Source organism: Mucilaginibacter sp. UR6-11 (assembly GCF_020880695.1).
Classification (GTDB): Bacteria; Bacteroidota; Bacteroidia; order Sphingobacteriales; family Sphingobacteriaceae; genus Mucilaginibacter.
Genome location: NZ_JAJIWO010000001.1, coordinates 907,485 through 927,760 on the forward strand (window position 1 = coordinate 907,485; position 20,276 = coordinate 927,760).

The 20,276-nt window shown below is 45.1% G+C and carries 18 protein-coding genes; 9 read left to right on the top strand and 9 right to left on the bottom strand.

The annotated features are described in order from the left end of the window. Positions 1 to 2 precede the first annotated feature (2 nt). Complete coding sequence (gene rsmH / locus LJ658_RS04225) at positions 3 to 908, bottom strand: 16S rRNA (cytosine(1402)-N(4))-methyltransferase RsmH (RefSeq protein ID WP_230545216.1); 906 nt, start codon at positions 906 to 908, stop codon at positions 3 to 5. Then, positions 898 to 1,362, bottom strand: a complete 465-nt coding sequence (gene mraZ, locus LJ658_RS04230; RefSeq protein ID WP_230545217.1) for a division/cell wall cluster transcriptional repressor MraZ — start codon at positions 1,360 to 1,362, stop codon at positions 898 to 900. Before mraZ ends, rsmH begins: the two co-directional genes overlap by 11 nt. A 347-nt stretch (positions 1,363 to 1,709) precedes the next feature. Between mraZ and LJ658_RS04235 the strand changes: the two genes are divergently transcribed. Continuing rightward, a complete protein-coding gene (locus tag LJ658_RS04235; protein WP_230545218.1) occupies positions 1,710 to 2,330 on the top strand; it encodes a hypothetical protein in 621 nt (206 codons plus the stop codon). A 12-nt stretch (positions 2,331 to 2,342) separates the two neighbouring features. Here the strand turns inward: LJ658_RS04235 and LJ658_RS04240 are convergent, their stop codons facing one another. From LJ658_RS04240 to LJ658_RS04250, 3 genes are all read right to left on the bottom strand, one after another. Beyond that, positions 2,343 to 4,172, bottom strand: coding sequence for a UbiD family decarboxylase (locus LJ658_RS04240; RefSeq protein ID WP_230545219.1), 1,830 nt, complete (start codon positions 4,170 to 4,172; stop codon positions 2,343 to 2,345). 62 nt (positions 4,173 to 4,234) lie between these two features. Beyond that, positions 4,235 to 5,533 carry a pitrilysin family protein gene (locus LJ658_RS04245; RefSeq protein ID WP_230545220.1) on the bottom strand — a complete coding sequence of 433 codons (1,299 nt, stop codon included), beginning with the start codon at positions 5,531 to 5,533 and terminating at the stop codon, positions 4,235 to 4,237. Positions 5,534 to 5,539: 6 nt separating this feature from the next. Continuing rightward, complete coding sequence (locus tag LJ658_RS04250) at positions 5,540 to 6,913, bottom strand: pitrilysin family protein (protein ID WP_230545221.1); 1,374 nt, start codon at positions 6,911 to 6,913, stop codon at positions 5,540 to 5,542. A 183-nt stretch (positions 6,914 to 7,096) separates the two neighbouring features. Here LJ658_RS04250 and LJ658_RS04255 point away from each other — a divergent pair, with 183 nt between their 5' ends. Both LJ658_RS04255 and LJ658_RS04260 read left to right on the top strand, forming a co-directional pair. Then, a complete protein-coding gene (locus LJ658_RS04255; RefSeq protein ID WP_230545222.1) occupies positions 7,097 to 7,933 on the top strand; it encodes a sulfite exporter TauE/SafE family protein in 837 nt (278 codons plus the stop codon). Next, positions 7,930 to 8,310 (top strand): DUF1634 domain-containing protein, encoded by a 381-nt coding sequence (locus tag LJ658_RS04260; protein ID WP_230545223.1) that lies wholly within the window; start codon positions 7,930 to 7,932, stop codon positions 8,308 to 8,310. The genes LJ658_RS04255 and LJ658_RS04260 overlap by 4 nt, the downstream gene beginning before the upstream one ends. Here LJ658_RS04260 and LJ658_RS04265 read toward each other — a convergent pair. After that, on the bottom strand, positions 8,307 to 10,769 hold the full coding sequence (locus LJ658_RS04265; RefSeq protein ID WP_230545224.1) for an outer membrane beta-barrel family protein: 2,463 nt from the start codon (positions 10,767 to 10,769) through the stop codon (positions 8,307 to 8,309). The two genes, LJ658_RS04260 and LJ658_RS04265, sit on opposite strands and share 4 nt — an antisense overlap. 178 nt (positions 10,770 to 10,947) lie before the next feature. Here LJ658_RS04265 and LJ658_RS04270 point away from each other — a divergent pair, with 178 nt between their 5' ends. Continuing rightward, positions 10,948 to 11,934 carry an alpha/beta hydrolase gene (locus tag LJ658_RS04270; RefSeq protein ID WP_230545225.1) on the top strand — a complete coding sequence of 329 codons (987 nt, stop codon included), beginning with the start codon at positions 10,948 to 10,950 and terminating at the stop codon, positions 11,932 to 11,934. Between the two features lie 10 nt (positions 11,935 to 11,944). On the opposite strand, the gene LJ658_RS04275 is transcribed toward LJ658_RS04270, so the two are convergent. Continuing rightward, a complete protein-coding gene (locus tag LJ658_RS04275; protein ID WP_230545226.1) occupies positions 11,945 to 12,415 on the bottom strand; it encodes a DinB family protein in 471 nt (156 codons plus the stop codon). 78 nt (positions 12,416 to 12,493) lie between these two features. Between LJ658_RS04275 and LJ658_RS04280 the strand changes: the two genes are divergently transcribed. From LJ658_RS04280 to pruA, 5 genes are all read left to right on the top strand, one after another. Then, complete coding sequence (locus tag LJ658_RS04280; RefSeq protein WP_230545227.1) at positions 12,494 to 14,239, top strand: DUF885 domain-containing protein; 1,746 nt, start codon at positions 12,494 to 12,496, stop codon at positions 14,237 to 14,239. Positions 14,240 to 14,303: 64 nt separating this feature from the next. Then, positions 14,304 to 15,230 (top strand): DUF5996 family protein, encoded by a 927-nt coding sequence (locus tag LJ658_RS04285; RefSeq protein ID WP_230545228.1) that lies wholly within the window; start codon positions 14,304 to 14,306, stop codon positions 15,228 to 15,230. Positions 15,231 to 15,320: 90 nt separating this feature from the next. After that, a complete protein-coding gene (gene purU, locus LJ658_RS04290; protein WP_230545229.1) occupies positions 15,321 to 16,148 on the top strand; it encodes a formyltetrahydrofolate deformylase in 828 nt (275 codons plus the stop codon). A gap of 44 nt (positions 16,149 to 16,192) precedes the next feature. Then, positions 16,193 to 16,690, top strand: coding sequence for a hypothetical protein (locus tag LJ658_RS04295; protein ID WP_230545230.1), 498 nt, complete (start codon positions 16,193 to 16,195; stop codon positions 16,688 to 16,690). A gap of 387 nt (positions 16,691 to 17,077) precedes the next feature. After that, positions 17,078 to 18,712 (top strand): L-glutamate gamma-semialdehyde dehydrogenase, encoded by a 1,635-nt coding sequence (pruA, locus tag LJ658_RS04300; protein WP_230545231.1) that lies wholly within the window; start codon positions 17,078 to 17,080, stop codon positions 18,710 to 18,712. A 103-nt stretch (positions 18,713 to 18,815) separates the two neighbouring features. Here pruA and can read toward each other — a convergent pair whose 3' ends face one another. Both can and LJ658_RS04310 read right to left on the bottom strand, forming a co-directional pair. Next, positions 18,816 to 19,487, bottom strand: a complete 672-nt coding sequence (gene can, locus LJ658_RS04305; protein ID WP_230545232.1) for a carbonate dehydratase — start codon at positions 19,485 to 19,487, stop codon at positions 18,816 to 18,818. A gap of 24 nt (positions 19,488 to 19,511) precedes the next feature. After that, the gene (locus tag LJ658_RS04310) at positions 19,512 to 20,249 is read right to left on the bottom strand and encodes a YoaK family protein (protein WP_230545233.1); all 738 of its coding nucleotides are present in this window, start codon (positions 20,247 to 20,249) and stop codon (positions 19,512 to 19,514) included. Between the last annotated feature and the right edge of the window lie 27 nt (positions 20,250 to 20,276).

Sequence of the window (20,276 nt, forward strand, 5' to 3'; positions counted from 1 at the left end):
TTTTACTTTTTTACTGCTATTCTTAATTTTGCACTGCGTGCCCTGTTGTTACTAAATATTTCTTCTGCCGACGCGGTTATAGCGCCGCGGCTTATCGCATCAAAGGGCTTTTGGTCGTTACCAAAAAAATCCTTCTCCACCTCGCCGCTAAATTTTCCTTTGGCGATAAAATTCTTTACCAGCCTGTCTTCCAACGAGTGGTAAGACATCACCACCAACCGGCCGCCTACTGCCAATACATCAGCCGTTTGGATCAAAAAGTCTTTCAAGGCTTCCAGCTCCTGGTTTACTTCAATACGCAGCGCCTGGAAAACCTGCGCCAGGTATTTATTTTCTTTCCCTTTGGGGATGCGTGCCGAGATCACATTTTTAAGATCGGCCACAGTAACTATCGGTGCATTTAAACGGGCGGTTACGATGGTATTTGCCAGTGATTTGGCATTTTGTATCTCACCATAAATCCCGAAGATGCGGTGCAGCTCGGCTTCAGTATAGGTGTTAATCACTTCTTTGGCGCTCAGCTCGGCCGACTGGTTCATCCGCATATCCAGCTCGGCATCAAAGCGGATGGAAAAACCACGCTCGGCCTGGTCAAACTGGTAGGATGAAACCCCCAGGTCAGCCAGTATCCCGTCAACCGGGATAGCGCCATGCAGGCGGCAAAAGTTTTTCAGGTACCTGAAATTTTGATCGACAAACACAAAGCGTTCATCTTCAATTATATTTTGCTGGGCGTCAGCATCCTGGTCAAATGCCAGCAGCCTGCCGTTTTTACCCAAATGTTTTAAGATCTCTTTTGAATGCCCACCGCCGCCAAAGGTTACATCGACATAAGTGCCGTCTGCCTTAATATTCAGGCCCTCAATACATTCCTGCAGCATTACGGGGTTATGATAATTACTCATCATTCCTCCTTCCTGCGTTACCCATTACCTCTTCGGCCAGGTTTGCAAAGTTTTCAGGCTCGTCATCCAGCTGCGCATTGTACGCTTCTTCGGCCCAAACCTCTATTTTATTGAACTGGCATGACAGCACTACATCGGCATCAATACCCGCATACTCCAGCAACGACTTCGGCAAAAGCACCCTGCCGGCACTGTCCAGCGCCAATTCTGACGCGCCGCGGGTAAAATATCTTATAAATTCGCGGGTCTTTTTTTCGTATTGGTTAAGTTTGCTCAGGTCCTCAACTATCTTATTCCACTCTTTCCGGGTATAGATCACCAAATGCTTTTCAAAGCCACGATTGATCACAAGGCCCTCATTCACAGCTTCTGGAAGCTGTTTTTTGAGGCCAACGGGGATCATCATGCGTCCTTTGGCATCCAGTTTACAATCAAACTCACCTAAAAAATTAGACATAGTTACACTTCGGCAATTATTGTAATGTAAAAGTAAATCACTTTTACCACTTTTAAACACTTTTTCCCACTAAAAGTTTTCAACAATGCCGGAGATGCGTTTTGCTCCCACCCCGGCTAACAAAAAACCAAATTAGCATCCGGTCTAAAAAGCCACCCGGGCCATGATTTATGGGATTAAATTGATTACCATGATGTTAGGCGGACATAGTTTTGACAACTTTAAAAAGTTGTCAAAACTGCCAAGGCTTCTTTTTATGAAATATATTCAGGAGATTAGCCTACGCCTTATCTACCACGACATGAAAAACCTATGAGATTCGGGCATACCTATAACCAAAACCGACGATGAAAAACATTTTGCTGACATTGGCTTCATTTCTGATTTCTTCCGTGTTGTTGGCTCAAAATCCTGTTAAAAAAGGAGATATCGTCATTCATTTGACCGGCTCTGATGCATATGGTGATCATAGATATATGGTTGACATTTATAAAAAAGGCAATTATGCTAAAGTTGTTTATGCATATAGTGATAGCCTTAAATGGTCTGAGGTGAAAGTCGACCCTGATTATTATAGAGTTCACCCTTATTTAGCAAAATATGATTCTGATTACTCAAAAAGAAAATTAATATGGGATACGATAGGCATTATATTCGAAAAACATACGGCTTATACCCGCGATTCGATCACGCTTAATCTAAAAACCGATACTGCTTACAGTAATTTGCTACGGCACATAATGGAGGCAACCAAGGCCGATTTAGCTCCCAAAATTGACGCCAGAGTTTTAGATGGAGATGGTATGTCTATCACGGTGATCACATCTGATAAAATGATACAAACTGCGGCCTATGCACCCGGAGTAATGACCCATCCCTTGATGGCCGGGCTGTTAAGCAAAACATTGAATAAAGATAAAATCAGCCGGGCGGTATTAAAAATCAGAAAGTTTTTTTCGCAATATTGATGAGATGATTAATCAAATAACCCCATACAAGACACCACCAACTTCCCCCATCCTATCCACCAGCTTTTCCACTTCAGGATCTTTTTCAAGCACAGGCGCATGATGCGGCTTTATCCTGGCATCAATGATCAGCGGGCCGTAGCAGCCCCAGTGTTTATGCTCGGTAAATTCATTGATCCCATAAATATCATGCGACGGGTTGCTGCGGGTAAAGGTTACCCAAACAAAGTTGTTAATGTTGGCTGCCGTAAACGCCGCATCGTCACAAAGAACCATTAGCGGGATACCTGACAGATCGGTTTCGGCAAAATGTTCCTGTAAAAACTCCAGCATCAGCGGCATATCGCTGCTGCGGATATTTTTGGGCACCTCAACAGCCAATACACCCGGCATTACCATACTATAATTAACAAACGGTTTTGGCAGGGTGAAACCGGCAGGCACATTTGCCCATAATTCGCGTTTAATATCGCCGGCTACGGTCACAGCCAGCTTGCTGCCCGAGTTTAGGCCGCTGCCGCTATAGTCCAGGGTATCAATGGTGGTTTTGGTGTGGAAATGCAGGTCTCGGGTTAAGTCTATCCGCTGTAAAATATGCGTTAGAAACCTGCTGATATCATTTACATCCAGGTTTGGATCATCTTCCTGCGCGGCAATAAACAGGTATTTAGCCAGGCTCAGCTGGTTCTTACCGAGGATATGATTGGCGATGGTTAAAATCTCCTGTGGTTTGCGCTCTTTGATATACGGCGTATAACGCTCGCTGCCGACAGCAAAAAGCAGAGGGTGTACACCGGCAGCGTCAACCGCGTTAACGGCATGCAGGCCCGGGATTTCCTGCGGCAGGGCCGAGCCGGTGATCTCATGGATCAAAGCGCCAAAGCTGGTATCCTCCTGCGGCGGGCGACCCACTACTGTGAAAGACCATACCGCATCCTTACGATGATATACATTGTGCACTTTTAATAATGGGAACGGGTGCGCCAGGCTATAATAACCCAGGTGATCGCCAAACGGGCCTTCTGATTTATTTTCGTGCGGTTCAACCGTCCCGGTGATGATGAAATCAGCATCCGCAGAAATACAAAACCCCTCCTCATCGTAAAAATAACGGAACCGGCGGTTACCCAGCGCGCCCGCAAAAGTCATTTCTGACAATCCTTCGGGCAATGGCATTACCGCAGCAACCGGGTGCGACGGCGGGCCGCCTACAAATATGCTCACCTTTAACGGCTGACCCTTTGCATTGGCTTTGGTTTGGTGCACCCCTATACCACGGTGCAGCTGGTAGTGCAGGCCGATTTCTTTATTTAAGATATAATCATTACCGGCCAGCTGGATGCGGTACATGCCCAGGTTGGCATTCATTACGCCGGGCTTATCGCTATCCTCGGTGTATACCTGCGGCATGGTTATAAACGGGCCGCCATCTTTAGGCCAGTTTACTATCTGGGGCAGATCACTGACAGTACACTTTTCAAAATCCTTTCTGCCCACCTTCATCGGCAGGGCAGACAAAGCGGTGAGCGCCACATTGGCGTATTTAAACGGATTTTTGATAACCTGCAACGGATCGTTCTTAACGCCTACCAGTGTTTTTACTTTATCCAGCGAGTCGCGGAAAATAAATTTCGACCGCTCAAGCGTGCCAAACAGGTTTGACACCGCCGGGAACTTACTGCCCTTTACGTTTTCAAATAAAATTGCCGGCCCGCCTTTTTCAAACACACGCAGATGGATCTGCGCCATTTGCAGGTACGGGTCAACCTCTTCTTTTATACGTATTAAATGACCGTGTTTTTCAAGGTCAACGATGCAGGCCTGTAAACTTGAATAACCCATTGGGTGCTTTTTTTGCACAAAGGTGCTTAAAATTATGCTAAGCCGGCGGCAAAATCAAATAATTAAAGCGGTGGTATGGTGTACCCGGCAATAGCATCGGGGTTGCCTAAATAAGACCAGCTTAAACCGGTTATGTATTTATTTATTGCAGCATTTACCTGCGCGGGAGTGGCCATAAAGATCAGTTGCGGAAAGTCATCAGCATATTGCCAGCCACTGTTAATTTCTGCCAAACCTAAATTATCTGTAACAGCGGCAGCGTTTTGCTGGTTCATGAAGTTTGAAACAACGAAGCCGTTTTTTATCCGCGTTAACCACTCATCATTAATACCCTTTGTTTGAAACTCTTTGATAATAGCAACCGTGCGTGATATGGCCTCCTTGGGTTTGTTGGTTATGAATGACAGATTTGCATAAGGCATCTGCGTTATTAAACAAAACGCTCCTACATTGTTAACCAATTGATTTTTGGTGACCAGATCATAATACATGTTGCCGCCCAATGCAGCCACGCCAAGCCTGAACGGAATAAAATCAGGACTCTTGCTTAACGGCGAATTAGCTATTGCCGACACATAGTTTATAGGCACTGCCCGCGGTATTTCGATCAGTTTATTGGTACTCAAATCAGGCTGGTCATAGTCGGGCTTGTTATATTGTTTTGACGGGATATTGCCGAACGACAGTAAGATCTTTTCTTTAAGCTCATCTTTGGTAACGTTACCTACCACCACTATAAACATGCGTTCCCTGTTAAAAAGGGTATTATAATAATAACTTTTCAAGTCGGCATCAGTAATCCCGTTAAGTGTTTCATCGGTACCGTAAGGGTCAAAACTATACAGGGTACCTTTAAACGCGTTAAGAACAAGCTGTTTTGAAACACTGACTAAAGGATTGCTGATAAGCGCCCGGTTGTTGGCAATAATCCGGTTTCTTAACAAGTTAACCTCTTTTACCTGGTATGCCGGCGCGGTAACAGCATCGGCAAATACATCCCAGCCCTGATTAAAATATTTGGTGATACAGTTAAGCTCAACGTACCCATAATCAAAACTGGATCCGCCGCTAAGAAATATTCCATATTTATCGCACGTGTCTTTTTGGGCATTGGCGCTGTAGTTTTTGCTGCCGCACTGGGCATTTGCGTTCAGGGCAAAGTACTCTATACCCGCTTTTGAAGCCGGGAAGTTAGCAATGCCGCCACGGTAGTATACCCGCACATTGATGATCTTTTTTTGTGAAGGCTTAAATATTACCTTTATCCCGCCCACATCAAATGAAGTAGTGTTATTTGTTTGTTGCGCAAGCGTGGTTATACTGATCAGAAGCGCTATAATTAGGTTTAATAGTGATTTCATGGTTGATTATTTACCGGCTTTAAAAAAATCGTCTGTTTTTAGTTGCGCTTTCAAATCGGGCGTAATTAACAAGCCGGCGCAATAGGGCTTATTTTTTATGTATTTGCGTACATAGGCCTGCAAATTAGCTCTTTTTACTTTTTGCAGGTTAGCTGCATAAGTGAAAAAATAATCAAGCGAGGTTGATGACCACCAGAATGATAGGGTATTAACAAAATCAGATGTTACTTCTTCGCGCCGGATCTGGTTAATCTCTAATTTGCGCTGCGCGGTAGCAATTTGTTCGGTGGTTAGGTAATCGTCAGCATCAAACAGGCTAATTTGTCTTTTCACCTCGGCCAGGCACTCCTTTATTTTTGACGGGTTTGGCTTAATCAGGAACGTTATGGGGCCGCCGCGGCTCAAAGTCAGGTAATTAAAGCTGAGCTCGAGGGCCAGGCCCGACTGTACCAGGGCCTTATTTAATTTTGATGCATTTTGCGTTAAGATGTATGAAAACACATCGGCAGCGTAAGTAGATGCTATATCTGTACGCGTACCGGGCCCCTGCCAGGCCAATAAGATAACGGGCACTGTTGCCCCGGCATCCTCTACCGTAAAATACCGGGTTTGGGCTACGGGTTTAAACGGAGGTACCGGCCATTTCTTTAATGGGTCAAAGCCGGATGCTTTCCAGGTTCCAAACAACTCATCGGCCTGGTTAAACATTTGCAGATGAGAAACGTTGCCGGCAATAGTAAGCAATGCATTGTCCGGGTAATAATATTTTTTTTGGATAGAATCCATCAACGATAAGGTAGCAGCCTGTATACTTTCATGCGTGCCTATGGCCATTTTTCTTTTATACAAATCACCCCATAAATATTGCCACATGTTTTTATTAAGCATAAACATGGGATTGCTTTCTTTACCCTGTAACTCTTTATCAGATATGTTTTTAGCCTCATTCAACCCCTTTTCATCCAGAACAGGAAAACGTATGGCTGCATTCATGTATTTCAGTCCCTCATTTATACCAAAACTGGGCATCGTAAAATGGCATTCGGCATTTTCTTCGTTAACACTCAAATTCCTTACCATGCCCAATGTACTGGTAATATAAGCCACACGCTCGGCGGGGCCATAGGTGGCGTTAGCCTTGTATAACATATTATGATACATATAGGTAAGGCCGCTGTAATTTGATGCCTCATTGCAGGCGCCGTTTTTAAATGTCATTGAAACGGTGGCCAGCGGCACGCTGTTATCTTCAATCACCAGCACCGTTAAGCCGTTAGCTAATTTTTTCGAAAATATATTCTCACTTAATTTGGTTTGCGCTTTAAGTGCAGTAATTACAAAGCAGGATAAAAGCGTTAAGATGTAGCTTTTGATAGTCATATAAGGTTTAGAATTATGGTGTTAAAATAAAAAAATATTTTAACCGGTACAAGTAATAGTCAAACAGGTTATAAAGAGTGACTTAAACCAACCGGTTATCCAACTTAATCCATAGATAAACATAAAAACCGGCTACTAAAAAAAGTTATTATTACTTTTAGCGCCTAAACGTTTTGTGTTGATATGTCGGTTATTGAGCTTACTATTATAATACTTATCGGCTCGTACTTTGCGGGTTTACTTGGTTCGTTAACCGGACTGGGCGGTGGTTTCATCATTATACCGCTGCTTACGCTGGCATTGCATGTTAATATACATTATGCTATCGGGGCATCGCTCATATCAGTAATTGCAACCTCATCCGGCTCGGCTGCGGCCTACGTAAAAGAAGGCATTACCAACATGAGGCTGGGCATGTTTTTAGAAATAGCTACTACGGCCGGCGCCATGGCGGGCGCCATAGCGGCTATATATACGCCGACGCAGTATATTGCCATATTATTTGGGTTGATACTCATTACATCCGCGTTAATGTCATTACACAAAAAAACAGTACAGCTTACCAAACACAAGAGCTACCTGGCCCAAAAATTGAAGTTTAACAGCAGCTATCCCTCCGCCGAGGGCCCGGTTGAATATAATGTAATCAACGTAGCCGGAGGCTTTTTCGCGATGCTTTTTGCCGGAGTTATTTCTGGTTTGCTGGGGATAGGATCGGGGGCGTTAAAGGTTGTGGCAATGGACGGCATTATGCGGATACCGTTTAAAGTATCAACTACCACCAGTAATTTTATGATAGGCGTTACCGCGGCGGCAAGCGCGGTAGTTTATTTGCAGCGTGGCTATATTGATCCGGGGCTTTCCATGCCGGTTGTAATCGGGGTTTTACTTGGCGCTGTAACCGGCTCAAAAATTCTGGTTCAAAGCAGCTCATCAAAATGGATAAGAATAATATTTGCCATTGTGGTTAGCGTGGTGGCCGTACAAATGATTTATAATGGCATATTAGGTAAAATATGATGAATAAATTAAAAGACACTGATATACAGGCCGTAATTGGATGGGTACTGCGCACCGGGGTAATGCTATCTGTCGGGATTGTGTTTTTGGGCGGGGCAATATACCTGTACCGGCATGGCCATGATGTTACCGATTACCGCACGTTTAAAGGCATACCGGCTTATGTACAATTAAACGGTATCATAAACGGCATCCTAACTTTCAGGGGCCGTTCGATAATACAATGCGGTATTATCCTGCTGATTGCAACGCCCATTATACGGGTTGCCTTCTCGGCTGTTGGTTTTGCTTTAGAGAAAGACTATCTGTATACCGGTATAACCCTGTTGGTTTTATTGATCATTCTGGCAAGTATGCTTGGGGGGCACGCCGGCTAATCTCTTGTGATAGTACTTCCGGCTACGCCACCGGCCCTTTTTTGCTCGTCCTCATTACCGGCGCTGTGTTTAGCCGTACTTTTTAAGGATATATTGCCAAAATGATAGGTAAAGGCAATCTTTAACATCCGGGTTTGAACTTTGTCATAAACCGTCATGTTAAGATTTCGGTAGTTAATTGTGCTAAAATCCCGGTGCGTATTAAAAATGTCGGTTATATTAAGGCTTAGCTTGCCGTTTTTATTTAACATCTGTTTACTGATGCCCGCGTTCACATAATAATCCGCCTTAAACAGACCGATACCATAAAACGTGGGCGATTCATAATCACCCGAAAGCTCAGCAGCCAGTGTACCTGATAACCTGAAGCTTTGTGTACTTGCCAAACTAATGGCCTGGGTGCCTTTATTTAAATCGCCATTTTGGGGATAGGCTTTTATACGCTGATAGGAGGCATCAACAGAAAAATTCGCGCTCCACCAACCGGTGAAATTTACCGGTGCATAAAACTTCAAACCATAGGTGGCGTAAGTGCCAAAATTCTGGGTGATTGATCTGCTTACTTTTGTTGAATCATTTTGCGCATAGTCAACAAATCCATAAAAATTACTAACCACTACACCATAAAGCGTGGTTATTATTTTCTTATTGTAAGTATGCGATATTTGTATTTTGTTAGCGTATTGCGGCAGCAAATTGGGGTTCCCCTGTCGGTAGTCGTATAAATCGGCAAAATATAAAAATGGGTTAACAATATCATAGGCTGGTCGGGTAACGCCGCGGTTAAAACTAAAATCAAAGTTGTTTTTTGCATCAACCTGGTAATTTAGCTGCAGTTGCGGGAACCAGTCTAAATACCGTTTTTTAACATTGCTCATCATTGTTGCAGAGGTGCCGCTACCGTTGGTATTGGTTTGCTCAACCCTTAAACCGGCTACCAGGTTTGCTTTACCCAATTTCCCGCTGTAATTTATATAGCCCGAGTTTATATTTTCCTTAAACAAAAAAGTGCTGCTGAAATTGGGCGAACTTTTGTACACGCCATTTACCTGGGGGCCAAAAACCAGGTCGTTATTACTCTGTACCCAGCTATATTTTAAACCGCCCTCCAACCGCGCTGTTTTTGAAAGCGGGTTAACATAGTCAATCTTTGCCGCCCAGATATGAATGTTTGCCGGCGACAGATTTTGTAATTTAAGTGCCGGCCGGTAGGTAGCATAGGCCGAATTATAAAAATAATTATCAATATACTCTGACGACTGCCGTTCGACATTATTAAATACGATATCTGCGGCTAATATTTTGCCCATCGTATCTAATTTGCCCGTATAGTTAACATCATAACTTATGTTGGTTAACCCCCGGCTTAACTTTGATTTGGTGATTATGGTTGAATCAAGTACGCCGTTGTTGATGATGCTTAAATTATTATCTTTTGCAAAGTCATCATCATTAACGGTGCCGCTTACCAGGACCCCTACGGTATGTTTTGCCGACAATGCATAATCAGTGCCGATACTGAAATTTTGGTTATGCACCTGCTGTATGGCATAATAGTTTACCGCATATTCGCTTAAATTATTCTTATAGTTTATAAACCGGTCGGTCAGAAAAGTATGATCAGATTTCTTGTAGGCATAATTATAGTTGCCAAAAATATTCACCTTGCCCATGCGGTTATTAAAATTCAGGCTCGCATTCCCTCTGCCGAACCTGCCATAGCCGGCGCCCGTTGCCACCGTAAAATTGGTACCGGCGTTAGTTCCTTTTTTGGTGATGATATTGATAATCCCCCCGCCGGAAGCATCATATTTAGCTGATGGATTGGTGATCAGTTCGATCTGTCGCACGCTGCTGCCGGGCACGCTTTGCAAATAATCTACCAGGTCCTGGCCCGTTAAATGAACCAGCTTACCATCAACCATAACCAGGGCATTTGAGCGGCCTATGATGCTGATATCGCCCTTATTCTCGGCATGCACACCCGGTGCCTGCCGCAGGATCTCAAATACAGAGTTCCCTTCAGAAATTATACTGCTTTGAACGTTTAGCAAAACCCGGTCGGGCTTCACCTCGACATACGATCTTTGTGCTGTTATAGAAACCTCTTTAAGTTGGGGCAGGTGCAGGGTTAAGCTAAGGGCATTAATGGCGATCTCTTTATCAGGTGTTATTGTATAGGGCCCGGTTAACGACTGATCATAACCAATTTTGCTGATCAGCAGCAAGTAGTTGCCCGGCTTAACGTTAAAATTAAACAGGCCCTTATCGTCACATACCGTTGATTTGATGATGGCTGAGTCGGTTGCCGCTAAAAGAATAACCGTGGCAGCTTCAGCTGGCCGGTGCTTTTCCTCATAAACTTTACCGTGTATACCGGAAAGACCAGTTTGTGCATATAACCGGGTATACACACTCAATAAGAACGCTAGCAATAAGCACCCTTTTATGAATCTCATCAAATATACAATCAGTAAAATAATCAGTTAATTTATAATCCATAAATATGATTATAATAGCTTAAATTACAGCTTTTTTTGCAGCTTTATTTTTAACAAAGCTGTCAACCAATAGTTGTAGCCCAAGTATTCCCGGGTTTTTATTAATTTCGGGATATAATATATCATACCTGATAAAATGAAGAAGATTTGCTTTTTAATATTGATTATTTTTATCGCTGTCCGGTCGTTTGCGCAGGCAGAGCCGGTACAAACCAAAACAGACCCGTCATTAACAGAAACGCCCGTTTTATTAAAAACGCTTGCCGGAAACATTTCGGGCACTTTAACCACACCACAAACCATCAACGGCAAAATACCTGTAGTGTTAATTATTGCTGGTTCGGGCCCGGTTGATCGTGACGGTAACAGCACCAAACTTAACCTGGCCACCAACAACTATAAATTAATAGCCGAAGCATTAGGCAAAAATGGCATAGCCTCATTACGCTATGATAAACGGATGGTTGGCGAAAGTGCCCCTACCGAAAAAGAGGACAACCTGCGTTTTGATGATTATGTTGATGACGCCATTGGTATGATAAACCTGTTAAAAGAAGACAAGCGCTTTGGCAAAGTAATTATACTGGGCCACAGCGAGGGCTCATTAGTTGGCATATTGGCGGCCAGCGCAACCGAGGAAAACACCAATGCCCTGATATCGGTTGAAGGCGCGGGCCGCAGGGCCGACGAGATCTTAAAAGAACAGATGAAAACACAGCCCGAGTATATCGCCAATGGGTTTAAAAGGATACTGGATTCGTTAGCCAAAGGCAGCATACAGAAAAAGGTTGATCCGGCCCTGTATTTTATCGCCCGGCCCAGCATACAAAGTTACTTGATGAGCTGGTGCAGATTTGATCCACAGCAGGAAATAAAGAAACTGCGCATCCCTATACTCATCTTACAGGGCAGTACAGATCTGCAGGTAAATGTAACTGATGCCGAAAAATTAAAGAAAGCCAGGTCGAGCGCAATCTTAACCATCATCCCCAACATGAACCACGTATTAAAAGATGCCCCTGCTGATAAAGAGAAAAACATGGCAACTTATACCCAACCGAATCTGCCGTTAAAACCGGAGTTTGTAAACAGCGTGATTGAGTTTATAAAAGGATTAAAGTAAGAGTTTACGATTAATAATTCCCCTGCAGCCTGCGTATCACAATAATCTCGCTGATATGATAGGCGGTATGATCTGCAATTTGCAGCGCTTCGCGCAGGATGGTTTGTCCGCTGCCATGACCTAGCGGTTTATAAATGTCTTCCTTTTTAAACAGCGCTATAAACTCTTCCAGGTCGTTTTCTATCTGGCTTAGTGAATTTTCCCATGCCGTATCATCCGCAGGCGCCGGTTCTTTCACCCAGTATCCATCCGGCCATTTCGGCGATTTATGGTCGGCATCCCTGCTAAACTGTAACATATCCCATTGGGCAATACGGATATGCTCAACCAGTTGCCAGATACTATAAGGCAAGCCGGCCGGCTTGTCGCCACGGGCACCGGCGGGCAGGCCGTCAAGCGCATCTTTTAAGCCGATATGTGCGCTGCCGCCGCGCAGCAGTTTTACGATTTCGTCTGTAATAATTTTATGTTCCTTGTCCATAATAAGCACATTGTTTTAATAGTTAATCGCTTTTTTGGGTTAAATGTTCTAAGTTTATCCAACAAAAATATTTTAGCAATGGTGCGCAAACTTTCTATTTTAATAACGGTATTTTTTTTCCTGGTTGGATGCCAAAAAGAAGGGCAGGCGCCCCTGGTTACCAAAGGCAATGATTCATTTAGCAATTACGAAGATCATTTCCTGGATGCCTTATGGAAGTTAAGCCCCGACTGGGCCACCGGCGTAGGTTACCATAAATATGATAGCCTGCTGAACATCCCCGGCGACAAAAGCCGCAATGCCATGCTAAACTTCATTAAATTACAGCAAGATTCACTGGCCCGTTTTGAAGCTAATGACCTTACCGAGCTTAACCGGATGGATTACCGCATACTGCGAAACCAGCTGGAATACAGCAACTGGCAGATCACGGTATTAAAATCTTACCAGTGGGACCCAACGCACTACAGCGCCATACCCGCATTTGCGCATATTTTGAATGAGCACTATGCACCGTTAACCAAACGCCTGCGCAATTTCTACCAAAAAATGGCAGATATGCCGGCCTATTATAAAGAAGCACAAAAGCAGATCAAAAACCCGGTGCCAGAGCTAACCGCCCTTGCCATTGAACAGCAAACCGGCGGTATTAATATCATTGAAAAAGACTTTACCGACTCGTTAAAGAAAACAGCCATCCCTGCTGCCGAGCAGAAACTGATGACCGACCGCGCCAAAATTGCTGCCGAAAGCATACGTGGCTACATCTCTTTTTTACAAAATCTAAAAAGCGACAAACCACGCAGCTTCCGGCTGGGTAAAGAGTTGTATGAAGATAAATTCAGGTATGAAATACAATCAACTTACACTGCCCAGCAGCTATTTAATATGGCTACCGAGCGTAAGAAACAGGTGCATAAAGAAATGGCCAAACTAAGCAAACAATTGTGGCCCAAATATTTCGGTAAAAAAGCAATGCCGGCCGATTCGCTGGATATGATAAGCCAGGTGCTGGATACCCTGTCTGCCAAGCACACTACCGCGGCGGCACTACAATCAACTATCGAATCTCAACTACCAAAACTTGCAGCATTTGTAAAATCAAAGGACCTGCTTACGCTTGATCCCGGCAAACCGTTGCTGGTACGTAAAAACCCAGCCTATTTTGGCAGCGCCGCGGTGGCATCATTAAGCGCGCCGGGGCCGTATGATAAAAATGGCAATTCGTATTATAATATTGTCAGCCTTACCGGCATGCCGGCAGATAAGGCCGAGAGCTACCTGCGCGAGTATAATAACTATACTTTACAGATACTGAGCATACATGAAGGCATACCCGGCCATTACGCACAGCTGGTTTATGCCAATAAAGCGCCAAGCCTGATCAAAGCCATATTTGGCAGCGGCGCAATGGTTGAAGGCTGGGCCGTTTACGGCGAGCAGATGATGCTGGACAATGGCTATGACGACTCGCCCGAAATGAAACTGATGTGGTACAAATGGCACCTGCGCTCGGTTTGTAACAGCATTTTAGATTTTAATGTGCATGCCAATAACCTGTCGAAAGAGCAAGCCATCACATTTTTAACGCACGAAGCGTTCCAACAAAAAGCAGAGGCCGAAGGCAAATGGAAACGTGTGGGCGTCAGCAGTGTACAACTTGACAGCTACTATGACGGCTACAAAGAAATAATGGACCTGCGCGAAGCCTACAAAACCAAAATGGGCGATAAATATCGCCTCAAAGAATTTAACGAAAAATTCCTGAGCTACGGCAACGCGCCGGTTAAGCTGATCAGGACGGCAATGTTGGGGAGTAAATAACGCTCAAACCCCATTGTCATCCCGAACGATGGTGAATGAAAATGGATTTAATAAATATACTGCCATGAAACAAAACTGGCCACACCTATCCTACCCCCGGCTAAAAGACACCATTGCCACCGTGCAACTGTGGACACAGATAGTTGGTAAGATCCGCTTAAAAAAAATGCCCTGGTTAAACCACTCGTGGCATGTTACCTTATATGTATCCCCCCGCGGATTAACCACGCAAAGCATCCCTTATGGCGGCGGCAGCTTCCAGATCGATTTTGATTTTATAGCACATCAGCTGCTTATTACCTGCAGCAGCGGCGAGCATCAAACTATGGATCTTTACCCGCGCACCGTAGCCGGCTTTTATAAGGAGCTATTTGAAAAACTGGCCCTGTTAAATATTGAAGCGGTAATTTACGCTAAACCTAATGAAATTGATCCTGCAATTCCGTTTGCTGAGGATGTTATTCACAGTGCCTACGATAAAACGCAGATGGGGCTTTTTCATCAGGCGTTATTAAACAGCAATACTATTTTTACCCAATTCAGGGCCAGGTTTACGGGCAAATGCAGCCCGGTACACTTTTTCTGGGGAGCGTTTGATCTGGCTGTAACCCGTTTCTCGGGCCGGCGGGCGCCGGTGCACCCGGGCGGCGCGCCTAATATGCCCGACAGGGTGATGCAGGAAGCTTACTCGCACGAGGTTAGCAGCTGCGGCTTCTGGCCGGGCAGCGATCAGTTTCCGCACCCCGCCTTTTATGCCTACTGTTACCCCACCCCGGCTACATTTGGCGAACAACCCGTAAAACCCGCCGAAGCATTTTACAGCACCGAAATGGGCGAATTCTTTTTAAAGTATGAGGATGTGCGTAACGCCGCCGATCCGGAAAAAACTTTGATGGATTTTTTAGAGACAACTTATGTGGCTGCGGCTAATACCGGCAATTGGGACAGGGGCCGTTTGGAGTGTGATTTTAGCTGGCTGGAAAGCAAATAGCTTGCGGCAGCAATGAGAGTACAATGGATTTTTATATTTTGGATCTCACATCAATTTATAACTTTACCCCCAACAATCATTCTCTAAACCATGATCATCGTCATACAATGCCGCGACCGGGTTGGCCTGGTGGGCGCAATAGCTTCGGTACTTGCCAAACAACAGCTCAATATCATCTCCATGCGCGAGCATGTGGATAAGGCCGGGGACCTGTTTTTTATGCGCCTTGAGGTTGAAGAAACCGGCGACGCACCCAAGCTTGAGGCTATGATAAAAGCTGTTTTGCCTGCCGATGCGATGATCATTATCAATCCGCTGCCGCAAAAAAAGGTGGTGGTAATGGTTAGTAAAGACTATCATTGCCTGGCGGATATTTTGATCCGCAATTTCTTCAATACGCTGGGTGCTTCGGTACAATGCGTAATAGGCAACCATCCCCAACTGGAAGATATTTGTACACGCTTTGGCATGCCTTTTTTTTTGGTGCCACATCAGCAACAAACAAAAGCCGGGTTTGAGCAGCAGATAACTCAAATTATCCGGCCCTATCAGCCCGACTATATTATACTGGCCAAATTTATGCGGATCCTGTCGCCTGATTTTGTAGCGCAGTTCCCGATGCGGATTGTTAATATCCACCATTCGTTTTTGCCGGCTTTTGTTGGCGCCAGTCCATACAGGCAGGCTTTTGAGCGCGGCGTAAAGCTTATTGGGGCTACCGCGCATTTTGTATCTGATGAGCTGGACGAAGGGCCTATTATCGCGCAGCAGATCATCCCCGTAAATCATTCATACACCGCCGCCGATATGGTAAAAGCAGGCAAAGAAATTGAAACGGCCGTACTGGCAAACGCACTTAAACTGGTGTTTGAGGACAGGGTATTTGTTTATAATAATAAGACAGTGGTTTTTGAGTAGATTCAGGAACCAGGAGACAAGAATCAGCAATCAAGGTATCGACAATGGAAACTTCAAACGCAATCGAATTCATCCCCGAAGGCGACATGCCGTCCGAAAATAAAAAGTGGACCGGTTTACTGGTAATTAATGCTTTTATCCTTGTAATTTGGTATTTGATAATGCATAATAAATACCCATACGAAACTGTGCGCCCCTGGCTATTTATACTGGTGATCCTAATCCCGGTTGATATCAGTATCCTGTTTTTTTCGAAAGATCCGGTAAAGGTTACCCTGATTAAAGATACCGGTATTTTTCAATATGATTATATCGACTTTTTTGGCAGCGAAAAAAACAGGACCATCTACTTAAAAACAGCTTACTATAAATACAAAGCTGATGTCACCCATACCGGTGCCGCAATGCGCCTGCTCATTTACAACAATTACTTTAAAAACCAGGTTGTGATAAAAGCTGATGAAAAGATGGGGTTTAACCGTGCTCAACTGGATGCCATTGCTGAGGAGATCAAAGTGATACAAGAAAGATTAAACGCTTAAACAGGCGGAAAGGAGGGAGCCAATAACCCCATTTTATTGTTAACTAAAACCATGTCGTCAATTGCGGGGATAGTTTGGCAATCGTAAGAAAAAAGTTTGCGCTCTTTTTCCGGCGACAGCAAATCGGGTGTAATACTGACTTTTAAGTAGTTCCGAAGTGTTCCGCTTCGTTCCGGGGTGTTCCGCTTCGTTCCGGGGTGTTCCGGGGTGTTCCGCTCCGTTCCGCTCACGCAAAGTGGAACACTCGCTGCAGGTATTTGCACACCGGCATATATGCCTGTCTGCACATCCAAATATTTATCATCATAACATCAATTTAACCGCCCGGCTGCCCGCACATTTGTACATTATATGTACCTTTACTTTTAGAATTAACTGAACATCATTATGCTAAAAGGATTTTTTAACGTCCCTACTCCGCAAAACGAGCCTGTATTAAATTACGGCCCGCACAGCCTGGAGCGGGCAGCGCTAAAAGCGGCTTTGGACGAGGCCCGCGCTTATAAGATTGATATACCCATGTACATTGGCGACAAGCAGGTGCATACGGGCAAAAGGATGGAGATCCGTCCGCCACATGATCATAAACATTTACTGGCTAACTTTTTTGAAGGCGATAAAAGCACTGTTGAGGAAGCTATCGCTGCGGCTTTGGCAGCAAAAACCGACTGGGAAAACATGCCCTGGGAGCAACGTGCCGCTATCTTCCTGAAAGCCGCCGACCTGTTTGCCGGACCATACCGCGCCAAAATAAACGCGGCAACGATGCTGGGCCAATCGAAGAACGCTTACCAGGCCGAGATCGATGCTGCCTGCGAGCTGATAGACTTTCTGCGTTTTAACGTGCATTACATGACCGAGATCTACGCACAGCAACCCCCTATATCACCCAAAGGGATTTGGAACCGTGTGGAGCAACGCCCGCTTGAAGGTTTTGTATTCGCGCTTACGCCATTTAACTTTACAGCCATTGCGGGCAATTTGCCGGCATCGGCAGCCATGATGGGCAATGTTGTGGTTTGGAAACCGGCCTATCCGCAGATCTACGCCGCCAACGTATTGATGCAGGTATTCCTGGAGGCAGGATTGCCGCCGGGTGTTATCAACCTCATTTATGTTGACGGCCCGGTTGCCGGCGACGTAATATTTAACCATCCTGATTTTGCAGGCATCCACTTTACCGGGTCGACCGCCGTATTCCAGAACATCTGGCAAACCATTGGTACCAATATCCATAAATACAAAACCTACCCGCGCATAGTTGGCGAAACCGGCGGTAAAGACTTTGTGCTTGCCCACCCAAGCGCCAACGCCGATGTGGTTAGCACTGCATTGATCCGCGGTGCATTTGAGTACCAGGGACAAAAATGTTCGGCGGCGTCAAGGGCCTATATCCCGGCCTCCTTATGGCCGGCGGTTGAAGCAAACATGAAACGCGACCTGGCTACTATCAAAATGGGGCCGACCGAAGATTTTGAAAACTTTGTAAACGCGGTGATTACCGAAGTATCTTTTGACAAGCTGGCTAAATACATTGATGCCGCTAAAGCGGATAAAGATGTTGAAGTAATTGCGGGCGGTAACTATGATAAGAGCCAGGGCTGGTTTATTGAGCCAACCGTACTTAAAGTAACCGACCCCTACTACGTAACCATGTGTACAGAGCTGTTTGGCCCGGTACTAACCATTTACGTTTATGAGGACGCCCAATTTGACGAGGTACTGGAGATTGTGGATAAAACGTCTATCTATGCCCTAACCGGCAGCATCATAGCGCAGGACCGTTATGCTATTGCCAAAGCTACCCATGCTTTGCGCAACGCCGCAGGTAACTTCTATATCAATGATAAACCAACCGGGGCAGTTGTCGGTCAGCAGCCGTTTGGCGGCGCCCGCGGATCAGGCACCAACGATAAGGCCGGGTCAATGATCAACCTGTTACGCTGGGTATCACCAAGAACGATCAAGGAAACCTTTGATCCGCCGAAGGATTACCGGTACCCGTTTTTGCAGAAGGATTAACCCTTTCCGCCCCTAAAGGGGAAACTGAGGAATATAAAGAAAGCCCGGCTTTAATAGAGCCGGGCTTTCTTATTTAGTGGTTTGACCGGCGGATCGTTCCCCATTAGGGTGTCGGGGGAGTAAACCTAAACACATCATCCATATTCTCATTATTCTGCGTGCTTACCTTCATATCGGTGATGATACCGGTTTTGATACTGTAAACCCAACCATGTACAGACAGCGGCTGGCCCTTGGCCCAGGCATTTTGTACAATGGATGTTTTGCAAAGGTTGTAAACATTCTCAACCACGTTTAGCTCAACCAGGCGGTCTACGCGTTTTTGCTCGTCTTCAATAGCTATCAGTTCATCGGCGTGGATTCGGTAAACATCCTTAATGTGGCGCAGCCAGTTATCAATCAGGCCGAACTCTTTATTGCTCATGGCAGCGATTACACCACCGCAGCCATAGTGGCCGGTTACAATAACGTGTTTTACCTGCAATACGTTAACCGCGTAGTCAAGCACCGATAGCATATTCATATCTGTATGGATAACCATGTTGGCTATGTTACGGTGTACAAAGATCTCGCCGGGGGCGGTGTTGGTGATCTGGTTGGCCGGTACGCGGCTATCGGCGCAGCCTATCCATAAAACCGGCGGGTTTTGTCCGTTTGCCAGTTTCTCAAAGTACTCCGGATCAAGCGCCAGCGATTTCTCGATAAATTTTTTGTTGCCCTGCAAAAGGGTTTCGTAAGTAATGTGGTTGGTGTCGTGTATAGGTTTTGCGCACATGGCAATGTTGTTTTTTGGTTGATGTTAGTTTTTGCTTCGGTTAAACCGGCGTGTTACTTTATGTAGCGCCAATTCCGAAACATCAAAGTATAGTATGGTCAGCAATATAAACGGTATGCAGTAAAACACGGCAAACTCGTACAAATTAAAGAAGTATCCGCCAATAATACCACCTAAAAGATAAAATCCCAACACCGTAAACCTGATATAAATCTTATCGCGCACAGTCTCAGTCTTTTCAGCGTTCGGGTGTAGCCATTCGGCTACCTCCCCACCGAGGTCTGTAAACAGGCCCGTTAAATGTGATGATTTGATTAATCCGCCGGAGATGATGGATACCAGGCTATTTTGCAATCCCATGGAAAATAAGATAGCGGCTATTACAATCTCGCGTTCGGTCTGGGTTTCGCGATAAAAGTTATGGCCGTATACCGCCACAAATAACAATATGATAATCTCAATAATCACCGGGATGGAATGTGCGCGGTAGTAGCTCTTATCGGCTAACGACCGCACAATAAAACTCGACAAAAACGCCCCCGCAAAAAACATGAACAGCCAAAGCAGGAAGACGAGTATCTCGCCAAAGTTTTGTTCAACAATGTGTTTGGATAAGTTGGCTACGTGGCCGGTAATGTTTGATGTAAAAGCCAGGAAAGCCACCAGCCCCACCACGTTGGTCATACCCGACACCAGTGCCGTTGATGATGCAAGCATCAGGTTTTCTTTAAGTGTACGGTCGCTTTTCGATTGTCTCAGCATAAAATACCTGTTGTGATACGGTTAAAT

What these genes read in the sequence shown, in the direction of transcription:
- rsmH (WP_230545216.1), bottom strand. Translation starts at nt 908, where the DNA reads ATGATGAGTAATTATCATAACCCCGTAATGCTGCAGGAATGTATTGAG.
- mraZ (WP_230545217.1), bottom strand. Translation starts at nt 1,362, where the DNA reads ATGTCTAATTTTTTAGGTGAGTTTGATTGTAAACTGGATGCCAAAGGA.
- LJ658_RS04235 (WP_230545218.1), top strand. Translation starts at nt 1,710, where the DNA reads ATGAAAAACATTTTGCTGACATTGGCTTCATTTCTGATTTCTTCCGTG.
- LJ658_RS04240 (WP_230545219.1), bottom strand. Translation starts at nt 4,172, where the DNA reads ATGGGTTATTCAAGTTTACAGGCCTGCATCGTTGACCTTGAAAAACAC.
- LJ658_RS04245 (WP_230545220.1), bottom strand. Translation starts at nt 5,533, where the DNA reads ATGAAATCACTATTAAACCTAATTATAGCGCTTCTGATCAGTATAACC.
- LJ658_RS04250 (WP_230545221.1), bottom strand. Translation starts at nt 6,913, where the DNA reads ATGACTATCAAAAGCTACATCTTAACGCTTTTATCCTGCTTTGTAATT.
- LJ658_RS04255 (WP_230545222.1), top strand. Translation starts at nt 7,097, where the DNA reads ATGTCGGTTATTGAGCTTACTATTATAATACTTATCGGCTCGTACTTT.
- LJ658_RS04260 (WP_230545223.1), top strand. Translation starts at nt 7,930, where the DNA reads ATGATGAATAAATTAAAAGACACTGATATACAGGCCGTAATTGGATGG.
- LJ658_RS04265 (WP_230545224.1), bottom strand. Translation starts at nt 10,769, where the DNA reads ATGAGATTCATAAAAGGGTGCTTATTGCTAGCGTTCTTATTGAGTGTG.
- LJ658_RS04270 (WP_230545225.1), top strand. Translation starts at nt 10,948, where the DNA reads ATGAAGAAGATTTGCTTTTTAATATTGATTATTTTTATCGCTGTCCGG.
- LJ658_RS04275 (WP_230545226.1), bottom strand. Translation starts at nt 12,415, where the DNA reads ATGGACAAGGAACATAAAATTATTACAGACGAAATCGTAAAACTGCTG.
- LJ658_RS04280 (WP_230545227.1), top strand. Translation starts at nt 12,494, where the DNA reads ATGGTGCGCAAACTTTCTATTTTAATAACGGTATTTTTTTTCCTGGTT.
- LJ658_RS04285 (WP_230545228.1), top strand. Translation starts at nt 14,304, where the DNA reads ATGAAACAAAACTGGCCACACCTATCCTACCCCCGGCTAAAAGACACC.
- purU (WP_230545229.1), top strand. Translation starts at nt 15,321, where the DNA reads ATGATCATCGTCATACAATGCCGCGACCGGGTTGGCCTGGTGGGCGCA.
- LJ658_RS04295 (WP_230545230.1), top strand. Translation starts at nt 16,193, where the DNA reads ATGGAAACTTCAAACGCAATCGAATTCATCCCCGAAGGCGACATGCCG.
- pruA (WP_230545231.1), top strand. Translation starts at nt 17,078, where the DNA reads ATGCTAAAAGGATTTTTTAACGTCCCTACTCCGCAAAACGAGCCTGTA.
- can (WP_230545232.1), bottom strand. Translation starts at nt 19,487, where the DNA reads ATGTGCGCAAAACCTATACACGACACCAACCACATTACTTACGAAACC.
- LJ658_RS04310 (WP_230545233.1), bottom strand. Translation starts at nt 20,249, where the DNA reads ATGCTGAGACAATCGAAAAGCGACCGTACACTTAAAGAAAACCTGATG.